Source organism: Paraburkholderia solisilvae (genome assembly GCF_902859875.1).
Classification (GTDB): Bacteria; Pseudomonadota; Gammaproteobacteria; order Burkholderiales; family Burkholderiaceae; genus Paraburkholderia; species Paraburkholderia solisilvae.
Map to the genome: position 1 here is coordinate 1 of NZ_CADIKF010000024.1, position 12,140 is coordinate 12,140.

Annotated in this window: 10 protein-coding genes; 5 read left to right on the plus strand and 5 right to left on the minus strand. The window is 65.5% G+C overall.

The genetic code is table 11. The annotated features are described in order from the left end of the window. Positions 1-212: hypothetical protein (locus tag HV675_RS16150; RefSeq protein ID WP_175111931.1), on the minus strand; the 212-nt coding region annotated here is incomplete at its 3' end. Positions 213-743: 531 nt separating this feature from the next. Between HV675_RS16150 and HV675_RS16155 the strand changes: the two genes are divergently transcribed. Continuing rightward, on the plus strand, positions 744-1,991 hold the full coding sequence (locus HV675_RS16155; protein ID WP_175111932.1) for a glycosyltransferase: 1,248 nt from the start codon (positions 744-746) through the stop codon (positions 1,989-1,991). A gap of 137 nt (positions 1,992-2,128) precedes the next feature. Here the strand turns inward: HV675_RS16155 and waaA are convergent, their stop codons facing one another. From waaA to HV675_RS16175, 4 genes are all read right to left on the minus strand, one after another. After that, positions 2,129-3,463 (minus strand): lipid IV(A) 3-deoxy-D-manno-octulosonic acid transferase, encoded by a 1,335-nt coding sequence (waaA, locus tag HV675_RS16160; RefSeq protein ID WP_175111933.1) that lies wholly within the window; start codon positions 3,461-3,463, stop codon positions 2,129-2,131. Positions 3,464-3,491: 28 nt separating this feature from the next. Next, positions 3,492-4,376 (minus strand): Kdo hydroxylase KdoO, encoded by an 885-nt coding sequence (gene kdoO, locus HV675_RS16165; RefSeq protein WP_175111934.1) that lies wholly within the window; start codon positions 4,374-4,376, stop codon positions 3,492-3,494. Between the two features lie 80 nt (positions 4,377-4,456). Beyond that, positions 4,457-5,458: a lipopolysaccharide heptosyltransferase I gene (gene waaC, locus HV675_RS16170; RefSeq protein ID WP_175111935.1), complete on the minus strand. Its 1,002-nt coding sequence runs from the start codon at positions 5,456-5,458 to the stop codon at positions 4,457-4,459. Positions 5,459-5,902: 444 nt separating this feature from the next. After that, positions 5,903-7,297, minus strand: coding sequence for a phosphomannomutase/phosphoglucomutase (locus tag HV675_RS16175; RefSeq protein ID WP_175111936.1), 1,395 nt, complete (start codon positions 7,295-7,297; stop codon positions 5,903-5,905). A gap of 271 nt (positions 7,298-7,568) precedes the next feature. On the opposite strand from HV675_RS16175, the gene HV675_RS16180 reads away from it, so the two are divergent. The 4 genes from HV675_RS16180 to galE all read left to right on the plus strand — a co-directional run bounded on the left by HV675_RS16180 (position 7,569) and on the right by galE (position 12,013). Next, the gene (locus HV675_RS16180) at positions 7,569-8,843 is read left to right on the plus strand and encodes an oligosaccharide flippase family protein (RefSeq protein WP_175111937.1); all 1,275 of its coding nucleotides are present in this window, start codon (positions 7,569-7,571) and stop codon (positions 8,841-8,843) included. Between the two features lie 122 nt (positions 8,844-8,965). Continuing rightward, positions 8,966-9,754, plus strand: coding sequence for a glycosyltransferase (locus tag HV675_RS16185; protein ID WP_246270323.1), 789 nt, complete (start codon positions 8,966-8,968; stop codon positions 9,752-9,754). Between the two features lie 67 nt (positions 9,755-9,821). Then, complete coding sequence (locus HV675_RS16190) at positions 9,822-10,979, plus strand: glycosyltransferase family 4 protein (protein WP_175111939.1); 1,158 nt, start codon at positions 9,822-9,824, stop codon at positions 10,977-10,979. 11 nt (positions 10,980-10,990) lie between these two features. Further along, the gene (galE, locus tag HV675_RS16195; RefSeq protein ID WP_175111940.1) at positions 10,991-12,013 is read left to right on the plus strand and encodes a UDP-glucose 4-epimerase GalE; all 1,023 of its coding nucleotides are present in this window, start codon (positions 10,991-10,993) and stop codon (positions 12,011-12,013) included. Positions 12,014-12,140: the final 127 nt, after the last annotated feature.

A 12,140-nucleotide genomic window follows, 5' to 3' on the forward strand; every position in this document is an offset into this window, starting at 1 on the left:
ATATGGATGCCGCCGTGCCACATGCCCCGGGCGCTGACCAGATACGCGCCCGATGCCTCATGCGCGGCCAGCAGACGGTAGATTTCATGTTCGTCGGTGAACCGCGAAGATACCTCCGCTTTGCCTTGTCCTTTGCGCAGAATGGGAAAAGCAAACTGTAACTGCTTAAGATTGCGCTGAACAGGCGCCGCAATTCGCGATGACTTTTGCATGGACGGCTTTGTTGTCATAGTCAGCCTTTTTATCGCAAGTCTTTATTAATCTGGCGCGTATATTGACATGACAGGATTGAAAAGAAATATTAGCCACAATCGATTTAACAAATCTTTTCAAGCTCTTAGACCTGACCGACCCAGTCTTATAACTTACCCGCTCAAGCCGCACAAACTCTTAGATACACCCTCCCCGATTGCGAAAAATTAATCCAATTGCCCGTCAAAATAACGACTACATTTCAATCAAAAGATGAATTCATCCCCTCGACAATCCACGTTAAAGCATCTTGATTTGAGCAATGCGGATATCAAACTCGCAACAATTTTTATCGACACCGTCAAGCATCGAAATGCGCGCAGTGACATGCCGCGAGGCATCGCCAATCCACGGAGACCAGCATCGCGTGCACGCCCCGGGCAGCCGCCCCCACAAGCCGGCCCATCCACAGTGCTAAAATGTGAAAAACCATTACAAAACGCCGCGCGCATCGGGTTGCGACCGGCACTGACAGACGCCTTGCTACCCTCATGCCCCAAACGGCCCCGCGCACTTCCGTCCTGTTTCACGTCGTCGACTTCAACGACGGCGGCATCGAGTCTTCGCTGATTCAATGGCTGCACATCCTCGATCGCAGCCGCTTCGATATCACGCTATCGGTGATGTTCGCGTCGCCCGCGTTCGTCAGCCGCTTCCGCGCGCTGATTCCGCAAGATGTGAAGATTGAGATTCTCGTCGACCGTCCGTGGCTCAACCACTTCCAGTCGCGCCGGTACGCGCACAAGCTCAGCAAGCCCGGGCGCGTAGGGCGTGACGTGTTCAACACGCTCGCCGTGCGGCCGCATGTGCGCAGGCGCATCGCCGCCCTCGCGCAACGCCACGACGTGATCGTCGACTTCGATATGTCGTTGCGCCGCTGGGCATCGCAGTTCGGTATCGCGTGGCTCGGCGTCAATCACTTCAGCTTCGACGCGCGTCTTGGCAACCGCCCGCGCAAAGCGCGGCGCCTCGCGCTGCAATACGCACGCTACGACGCCGTCGTCGCGCTGAACCAGCATATGGCCGACGAAGCGAAAGCGATGTTCGGCGGCAATCTGCGCCGGCTCGTCGTGCTGCCCAATGCAATCGACATCCACGCGATACGCGCCGCGGCGAACGCACCGGGTGCGAGCACGGCGCCGTGCAGCGCGCCGTATATCGTGTCGGTTGCGCGGCTCGACGAAATCCAGAAGGACCATCGCACGCTGTTGCGCGCGTACGCCGAGATGGTTCAAGCGCATCGCGTCGACGAGCACCTGGTGATTGTCGGGCATGGCGCGTTCCGCCGGGAGCTCGAAGACCTGGCAGCGCAGCTCGGCATCGCGCAGCGTGTGCATTTCGTCGGTCATCAGGACAACCCGCACGCGCTGGTCGCGAACGCGCGCGCGCTCGTACTCAGTTCGCGTTATGAAGGCATGCCGATGGTGCTGCTCGAAGCGCTCGCGCACGGCAAGCCGATCGTCGCCACCGATTGCCCGACCGGCCCGCGTGAGATTCTCGACGACGGTCGCGCCGGTATGCTCGTGCCGGTCGGCGACACGCACGCCATGGCCGATGCGCTCATGCGCATCGTGACCGACGCCGCATTGCGCGACGCGATGAGCGCGCATGCACTCACGCGCGCGCAGCACTATGGAATCGAGCAGAGCAACCGGCGCTTTACCGCGTGCGTCGCCGACATTCTCGAGGCGCGGCGCAGTCGCGCGCCGGCGGGAGTGACCGCGCAACGCGCCGTTTGATGCCGCGTTGCCGTCTGTGGCCCGCTGACGTGTGACGTTACGCTGCCGTTTGATGCCGCATTGCCGCGGCGTCACGGCTTCGAACCCTCGACAGACAACCAGGCGTCAGCAGGCCTCACTGCGCCGTCCACCGCCCGCTACTTCACATCCCCCGCCAGCGCCGGCGCGTGATCCTCAGGCAGTAACGTCGTCAGCACATCGACCGTGCGCGCGGTCGCGCCGCGATGCCGCGCGGCAAACGCCGAGGCCGCCGCGCCCATCGCGGTACGGCGCGGCCGGTCGCCGAACAGCTCACGCAGCACGCGCGCGAGGTCGGCGGGATCTTTCACCTGAATTGCCGCGCCGGCCGCGACCGCATCGGCGGTCGCCTGCGTAAAGTTGAACACGTGCGGGCCGATCAGCACCGGCACGCCGACCGCGCACGCTTCGATCAGATTCTGTCCGCCGAGCGGCAACAGGCTGCCGCCGATAAACGCGACATCCGACGCCGCATAGTACGCACCCAGTTCCCCCATCGAATCGCCAAGCAGCACCTGGGTCTCGCGCGACAACGGCCGCACCGGGCCGAGCGCAGCCGCCGCGGCGCCGACTGGCGCCCACGCCGAGCGCCGTTCGATGTGCAAGCCCTGGCGCGCGACCAGCGCGGCGACTTCGTCGAAACGTTGCGGATGGCGCGGCACCAGCACCAGCAGCGCATGATCGGGCGCGAGCGACGCGAACGCCTCCAGCACCCGTTCCTCTTCGCCTTCGCGCGTGCTTGCCGCGACCCATACCGGACGCTCGCCGATCGCCGCGCGCCACGCATGGCCGCGTGCGACCAGCTCAGGCGGCGTGGTCATGTCGAACTTCAGATTGCCCAGCACCGCGACATTGCGCGCGCCAAGCGCGGTCAGCCGCTGCGCGTCGGCCGGACTTTGCGCGAGCACGCGGGCAAAGCCGCCGAACACGTCGCGCGTCGCGTGACCGAAGCGCGCCGCGCGCCGGTACGAGCGCTGCGACATCCGCGCATTGGTCAGCACGAGCGGCACGTCGGCGCGGCGGCATTCGTCGATCAACGTCGGCCACACTTCGGTTTCCATCACGAGTCCCACCGACGGCCGCCACGCGCGCAGGAAACGCCGCACCGCGTGCGGCATGTCGTACGGCAAGAAGCAGCGCATCAGCCGGTCGCCGAAGATCTCTTCGCCGGTCGCGCGGCCGCTCGGCGTCATATGCGTAAGCAGGATGCGCGCATCGGGCCGCGCCTTCATCAGCGCATCGATCAGCGGCTGCGCGGCGCGCGTCTCGCCGACCGACACCGCATGCACCCAGATCAGCGGCGCGTCGTCTTCCGGCAGACGGCCGCGCCCGCGGCCGAAGCGCTCGCCGATATGCCGGCGGTAGCCGGGCTCCTTGCGCGAACGCCATACGAGCCGCAGCACCGCGACGGGCGCGGCGATCCACCAGAGCGCGTTGTAGAGCGCCCTCAGCATCGCGCCCCCGCCCACCTCGTGCCGCCGCTCAAACCAGCGCCCTGCCCTTCAGGCGCTCGAGAATGCCAAGCGGCGCGCACTCCGGCTGCACCATCGCCTTGACCGGCAGAAAGAACGTCTGCTCGAGCATGAATTGTCCGGACATCACCGCATGCGAGGTCTGGTCCGAAAAGCACACCCACACGCAGCCCGGCGGAAACGGCATCGTCTGCTGCGGCGACGTCTTCTGATAGTCGAGGTCCGCCTTCATGCCGTCGTGCAGTTGCAGCATCAGGTGGTCGTATTCGCTGCGCGGCGTCTTCGTCACGTGCAACAGGTTCAGCAGCCACGCGGCGCCCGGCATCTGCGGCTTGATGCGCGGCAGAAAGCGCTGCGCCATCTCTTCGAACGGCTCGCCGACGCGCCATACACGCGGCACGCCATGCGGATTGACGTTGGTGAATACGCGCAGAATCCGCTCGCCGTAGTTCGGGCGCGACGGAAAGGCATCGACGTGCAAACGGCTGTCGTCCTTGCGCCATGACGTCTCGCGCGTTTCGACCTGGTGCAGCCGCAGGCTGGTCGGCGCGACGCGCAGCGTGTTGCGGTATTCGGGAAACAGGCCGTCGACGAGCGTGCGCGCATTGGCCTGGTAACGCGCGATCAGCGCGCGCACCGCCGATTGCTGCACGGTATCGCCGAGCACGCCATGGAGCGCGCCGCCGTTCGGTTCGAGGCTGATGTTCTTGCGATTCGGATCGGCGATCGCCGGATCGAGCAGCGCGGTCTCGCCGCCTTCGATCGCGAAACGCAGGCTCGGGAAGTACAGCACCTTGCCGCGCTCGACGCCTGCCAGCAGCGTCTCGCGCTCGATGGCCAGGTTTTGCCCCTGCCAGTCGGCGCTTGTCACTTCGATGATCTGGGATTCGTTCATGGTCGCCCTTCGTTTGCAGCGGATAAAGCGTGTGCGTGTGAGATGGCGTGCGGCTCGCCGCACGTCGACGTGAGCCGTTGTTACAGCAGACCAAACCCGGCAAGCGCGCTTTTCACCGCCTGCAGCGTCGGCGGCTGGCCCGCCGTACCGAGATTGATCACGTTCGGCGACCAGTAGCCGCCGGTGCGCCACGCGGTCGCGAAATTGTACAACTCGACCGTCGGCCGCTTGAGCGCTGCGGCAATATGCACAAGGCCGGTGTCGACGCCGACCGTCGCGGCCGCGCCTTCGATCAACCCGACGACAGCCGGCAGCGACAGCTTCGGCGGCACGACCGCCGCCGCGCCGAATTCCTTCGCGAGGCGCTCGCTGGTCGCGCGTTCCGCGTCGCTGCCCCACGGCAGCACAAGTGACGCGCCGCGTCGCACGAGCGCCTGGCCGAGCTCGATCCATGCGGCGTCCGGCCACTGCTTGTCCGCGCGCGAGGTCGCGTGCACGAACGCCACATACGGCACCGGCAGGTTCACTTGCGCCTGCGACAGCGCAAGCGCCGCGCGGCCGGAATCGAGGCCGAAGTCGATTTCGTCGGTGGGTTGCGGCGGCGGGTCGCCGAGCGCGGCCGCCACCAGCTGGCGCGTGCGCTCGACCACATGCGTGCGCGGCTCGATCGGCACGCGCCGGTCATAGAAGAAACGCACCGGCCATTCATAACCGGCGCCGTCGGTGCGGTTGCCCAGGCCCGTAATCGGCCCGCGCGCCATGCGCGCGAGCCACGCGGTCTTGATCAACCCCTGGCAGTCGATGACCAGGTCGTAATGCTCGTTCGCCAGTGCACGGCGAAACGCACCGATCTCGCGCCAGTTGGCCGGCGACAGCAGCCCCTTGCGCCAGCGCCGCAGCGACACCGGAATCGCCCGCCGTACGCCCTGCACGAGTTCGACGAGGCCGACGAAGCTCTCTTCGACCAGCCAATCGATCTGCGCGTCCGGATGGCGGCGGCGGATATCGGCGACCGCCGGCATGTTGTGCACGACGTCGCCCAGCGATGACACCCGTACGATCAGTATCTTTTGCGCGCTCAAGGTGGAGTGCCGGTCATTCCGGCATCACGGTACGTTGAAAGGACGCAATTCTAGCGCGCCGCGCGAAAAATCCACGAAAAAACGCGGCGCGGCCATTGTCTGGCTCGCGCCGCGTTCAGGTGTCGATCGCCGATGTGTTGCTTGCGGCTGCGGTCAAAGCCTGGCAATGACGTCGCGCTACGCTGATACGGGTTGATGTCGGTCGCCGGCGTGTCGCTTGCGGCTGCGGCAAAAAGCCCGGCGATCAGGTCGCGCTACACGCCGATACGGGTTGATGGTTGATGTCGGGTTGCAGGGCGCGCAATGAGTCGAGCGTTGAGCCGAACATTGAGCCAAGCTGCCGGCTGCGTTCTCCGCGTCGCCGCTACCGGCTATGGCTCCAGACGTCGTCGAGGCGCCCGCGGCCCATGCGGAGCCGGCAAGACGCCTCGCGCACAGCGACGCTCAGAACGGCAGCTTCGCGTCCGCCTTCTCCGCGAGAATCACGCGGCGGAAGTCTTCCTGAATGCGCTTCAACGCGGCATCGTTATCGGCCTCGAAGCGCATCACGACCACCGGCGTCGTATTCGACGAACGCGCAAGACCGAAGCCGTCCGGATACTCGACGCGCAGCCCGTCGATCGTGATCACCTCATCCGCCTGCGGGAACGTTGCGCTCTTCTGCAAACGCGCGATCAGCTCGAAGTTCTCGCCTTCCTGCAGCTTCAACTGCAATTCCGGCGTCGAATGCGAGTTCGGCAGGCCGTTGAGCAACTGGCTCGGGTCCTTCACGCGCGCCAGGATTTCAAGCAGCCGCGCGCCGGTATAGAGACCATCGTCGAAGCCATACCAGCGGTCCTTGAAGAACACGTGACCGCTCATCTCACCGGCGAGCGGCGCGCCGGTTTCGCGCAGCTTCGCCTTCACGAGCGAGTGGCCAGTCTTCCACATCAGCGGCTCGCCGCCCTTGTCGCGCACCCACGTCGCCAGATTGCGCGTGCATTTCACGTCGTAAATGATCTGCGCGCCCTTGTTGCGCGACAGCACCTCTTCCGCGAACAGCATCAGTTGCCGGTCCGGATAGATGATCTGCCCGTCCTTCGTGACGACGCCCAGACGGTCGCCGTCGCCGTCGAATGCGAAGCCGATTTCCGCATCGGTTTCCTTCAGCGCGCGGATCACGTCCTGCAGGTTCTCCGGATGCGCCGGGTCCGGGTGGTGATTCGGGAAGTTGCCGTCGATCTCGGTAAACAGTTCGACGAGCTCGCAACCGAGCGCCTTGAACAGGCGCGGCGCAAGACCGCCCGCGACGCCGTTGCCGGTATCGACAACCAGCTTCAACGGCCGCGCGAGTTTGATATCGCTGACGATACGCTCGAGGTACGCATCGGCGATGTCGTAGTCGGCATAGCTGCCGTTGCCCGACTCGAACCTGTTGTTGACGATGCGCTGGTAGAGTGCCTGGATCTGGTCGCCGTAAATCGCCGCACCGCGCAACACCATCTTGAAGCCGTTGTAGTCCGGCGGATTATGACTACCGGTCACGACGATGCATGAATCGACGCGCCGCTCGCCGCCCGCGAGCTTGAGCGGCACGCTCGCGGCGAAGTAGCCGACCGGCGTCGGCACCATCCCGACATTGACCACGTCGACACCGGCCGAACGCAATCCTTCGGACAGCGCCGCGATCAGCTCCGGCCCGGACAGCCGTCCGTCGCGCGCGACGACGACCGCATCGCCGCCCTGCGCGCGCACTTCGCTGCCGAACGCGCGGCCGATCGAGCGCGCGGCATCGGCATCGAGCGTCTTGCCGATCACACCGCGGATGTCATACGCCTTGAAAATCGATTGGGAGATCATGGATAGGCTCACTTACGTGCAATGGGAAATTTTGTCCGGCGCATCACGTGGTCGTCGTCTGCGCCGTTGCCGGAAGCGGTCCGGTTCCAACTTATAATTGCGTTTTTCAGCGAACGCCTGCTCGCCCTATTCTAATGCTTAGACGCGCCCCGATTGTTAAGTTGCGGTTGCAAATGGCGAGCCCGAGGGTAAGCCCGCGGGTAAGCCTGGAACTGCGCCGCCCGGCCCGGCTGGCAAATTCCGCCACGTCTTGCGCACAGGCGGCCGCCGGATGCTGACATGGAAGCGCTATACGAATCCGGACGTCACGCGCGCCTTCGCGAATATCGTCTGGCTCGGGCTTGAGCGCCTCACGCAGATCGCCGTCGCGATTGCGGTAAGCGGCCTGCTCGCCCGCTACTTCGGCCCGGACGTGTTCGGCAAGTGGCAGTACGCGAATACCCTGCTGCTCGTGCTCGCGCCGCTCACCTGGGTGTGCGGCGCCGAAATTCTCGTGCCGACCATCGTGCGCCGCTCCGCCGCCGAACTCGGCACCGTGCTCGGCAGCGCGTTCGCGCTGCGGCTGGCAGTCTCGGTGGCCGCGCTGCTCGTCACGTGGGCCGCGATTGCCGCGAACCGCACCGTGCACTTCACGGATCCGCTGGTCGGCACGATGCTCGCCGGCCTCGCGGTCACGATGCTGTTCCGCGAACCGGTGGTCGGCGTCATCAACGCGTGGCTGCAGAGCATGACGTACAGCAGGCCGCAGTTGCTGACCAGCATGACGACCGCGGTGGTGAAAGCCGTGCTGGTCTGGCTGATGGTGCGCGCGGCGGCGCCCGCCGGCAGCTTCGGCTGGCTGTGGGCGCTCGAAGCGGCGGCGATCGGCGCGGTGCTGATGGTCTACTACATGAAGCGCCACGGCGGCGCGCTCGGCTGGCATGTCGAGCGGCCGCTGGTGCGTCATTTCGCGAGCGCCGGCGCGGTCTTCTGGATCGGGCTCATCTGCATGTATCTGTTTCTGAAGCTCGACCGGCTGATGCTCGAACGCGCGATCTCGTTCGCGGATCTCGGCCGTTATTCGGCGGCGCAGCAGTTGAACGAAAACTGGATCACGCTCGCGCTGATGCTCGCGCAAACCATCGCACCGGCGTTCGTCTATCGCGTCGACGAGGCCGCGCGGCTGCGCCGCAACATGTGGCGTCTCGCCGCGCTGACCTTCGCGGTGATGGCGGGCGGCGCATGCGTGCTCGATCTGCTCGCGGGTTTCATCATCGGCCATGTGTTCGGGCCGGCTTACGCAGGCGCGATCGGCATTTTCCGCTGGGCGGTGTGGCTGTCGGTGCCGGCCGGCATCGAGGCGATCGGCAATCTCGTCGTGCTGAAATATCAGGCGAAGTTCGTGTTGCTGTCGAAATGGCTGCTCGCGCTGGCGGTCGCCTTCGCCGTCAACTTGCTGGCGATTCCGCGCATGGGCGCGTACGGCGCGTTGGTCGGCCTCGCGGCCGGCTATCTGGCGGCCGCCTCGGTCAATCTTTATTACATCCGTTTGAAGCTCGGTTCATGACGTCTTCCTCCGCACCCGCACGCGCGCCGCAATCCGCGCCGCCCGACGGCACGCCGCCCGCGGCCCGGCCGGACGATTCGGCTGCGCCGTACGGCGCTTCGCTTGCCGATGTCGCGGTGCTGATGCCTGCCTACAACGGCCAGGCCGACGTCGAGCGCACGCTCGCGTCGTTCAGCGAAAGCGCGCCGGTGCAGGTGCTGATTGTCGATGACGGCAGCACGCCGCCGCTCGTTGCGCCGTCGCTGCCGAACATGACGGTCGAGATTCTGCGGATGCCGCAAAACGGCGGCATCGAGCGCGCGCTGCAAGCCGGTATCGAAGCGCTCGCCGCGCGCGGCTTTCGTTATGCGGCGCGAATCGACGCCGGCGATCTGGCCGTTGCGCAGCGACTCGCGAAGCAGCGCGCTTCGCTCGAAGCGCATCCGGAAGTGGCCGGCCTCGGCATGTGGGCCCAGGTGGTCGCACTCGACGGCACGCCGCTGTTCATGCTCGCGCCGCCGGCCGACCCGCGCGCAATCCGCCGCATCCGCTTTGCGCGCGCCTGCTTCGTGCACCCGTCGATGATGCTGCGCATCGACGCGGTGCTGGCTGTGGGCAACTACCGCGCCGCGTACCGTTCCGCCGAAGACCTCGACCTGTTCCTGCGTTTGATGGAGCGCTACGACTGCGCGAACCTGCCGGAACTCGGCGTCTATTACGAGCTGAATGAAGGCGGCATCAGCGCGACGAAGCGCCGCCGCCAGATCGCGTCGACGCTGCGGCTGCAACTGCATTACTTCAACGCCGCGAATCCGTACGACTGGCTCGGCCTCGCGAAAAACCTGCTGCACTTCGTCACGCCCTACGGCACGCTGCGGCGAATCAAGCGCCTCGTATATGCGCGCAGCGCGCAACCGCGTGCGGGCGCCTGAGCCCGATGCGGCCTTGCGCACACCGGTTGCCCGCCGAACCTTCCCACGCCTGCTGACCCGCGACTTCATGAAGCCACGCATCGAGCGCCCTGCCGACCTCCGCGTCATCCTCGTCTGCAATACGTCGTTTGCGATCTATACGTATCGGCAGGGGCTGATCCGCATGCTGATCGCGCGCGGCGTCGAGGTGACGGTGATCGCGCCGCGCGACCGCACGACCGATCTGCTCGCGCAGATGGGCTGCCGCTGCATCGAACTCGCACTCGCATCGAAAAGCACCAACCCGCTCGACGACCTGCGCACGCTGTGGCAGTTGAACCGGCTATACCGCTCGATCCGTCCGCACGTCGTGTTTCACTATACGATCAAGCCGAATATCTACGGCTCGGTCGCGGCGCGTCTCGCGGGCGTGCCGTCGGTGGCGGTCACGACCGGTCTCGGCTATGTTTTTATCCAGACAAGCCGCGCCGCGCAGGTCGCGAAACGTCTTTACCGGTTCGCGTTCCGCTTTCCGCGCGAAATATGGTTTTTGAATCGCGACGACGAGGCCGCGTTCGTCGAGCAGAATCTGCTCGTGCATCCCGAGCGGGCGCGCCTGCTGCACGGCGAAGGCGTCGACCTCGCGCAGTTCGCGCCGGCGCCACCGCCTGAACGCTCGTCGCGCGCTGAGTTCGTCTTCGTACTGATCGGCCGCTTGTTATGGGATAAAGGTATCGGCGAATATGTCGAAGCGGCGCGCCGGCTGCGCGTGCGTTATCCTTTCGCGCGCTTCCAGCTGCTCGGGCCGCTCAATGTCGACAACCCGAGCGCGCTCACCCGTGCCGACGTCGACGCGTGGCAACAGGAAGGCGTGGTCGAATACCTCGGTGAAGCGCATGATGTACGGCCGGTCATCGCCGCCGCGGATTGCGTAGTACTGCCGTCGTATCGCGAAGGCGTGCCGCGCACGCTGCTGGAAGCCGCCGCGATGGAACGGCCGGTCGTCGCAACCGACGTGCCCGGCTGCCGCGAAGTCGTCGAACACGGTGTCAACGGCCTGTTATGTGAAGTGCGTAGTGTGGAGAGTCTCGCCGCTCAATGCGCGCGCATGCTCGACATGAGCGACGCCGAGCGGCGTGCAATGGGGCAACGCGGCCGGCATAAAGTCGCGTCCGAGTTCGATGAGCGGCTCGTCATCGAACGTTACAAAGACGTGCTGAACAACCTGACGGGCGTCTCACTTTAACGGAGCTAAGCATGGCGAAGAAGGGCACGATACTGGTAACGGGCGGCGCAGGCTATATCGGCTCGCACACATGTGTGGCCTTGCTCGACGACGGCTACGACGTGGTGGTGATCGACAACCTCGTGAACAGCCATCGCCAGTCGCTCGAGCGCGTCGAGCAGATTACCGGCAAGCGGGTCGCGTTCTACGACGCCGACGCGCGCGATGCGGCGGCCCTCGAGCAGATCTTCGAGCGCCACCCGGTGACCGGCGCGATCCATTTCGCGGCGTTGAAGGCGGTCGGCGAATCGGTCGCAAAGCCGATCGACTACTACCAGAACAACATCGGCAGCCTGCTGACGCTGCTCGACGTGATGCGCAAGCGCAATGTGAAGCAGTTTGTGTTCAGCTCGTCGGCCACCGTGTACGGCGTGCCGCAAAGCTCGCCGATCGACGAGTCGTTCCCGCTGTCCGCCACTAACCCGTACGGCCAGTCGAAGCTGATCGCCGAGCAGATCCTGCGCGACGTCGAAGTGTCGGACCCGTCGTGGCGCATCGCGACGCTGCGCTATTTCAACCCGGTCGGCGCGCATGAAAGCGGCCTGATCGGCGAGGCGCCGGGTGGCATTCCGAACAACCTGATGCCGTATGTCGCGCAGGTCGCGGTCGGCAAGCGCGAGAAACTGAGCGTGTTCGGCGGCGACTACGACACGCCGGACGGTACGGGAGTGCGCGACTACATTCACGTCGCCGATCTCGCGCAAGGACATATCAAGGCGCTCGATGCGCTCGTGAAGCACGACCGGAGCTTCGTCGTGAATCTGGGCACGGGCCAGGGCTACAGCGTGCTCGAGGTGGTGCACTCGTTTGAAAAGGCGTCCGGACGGAAGGTGCCGTATGAAATCGTCGCGCGGCGGCCCGGCGATATCGCGCAGTGCTTCGCCAACCCGGCGGCGGCGGAACGCCTGCTCGGCTGGCACGCGCAACACGGCATCGAGCGGATGTGCGTGGACCACTGGCGCTGGCAGGAGCGCAATCCGAACGGGTTCGAATAGGCACGCCGCAACGGTGGCCGGCATCGGGGCGATCGATGCCGGCTGCAGGTTGAGCGGGTTGAGCGAGTTGATGCAGCTACCGCGGCCCTCGTGCGCCGCGCAAGGCGGGCCCGTTCAGCCCGGCCCC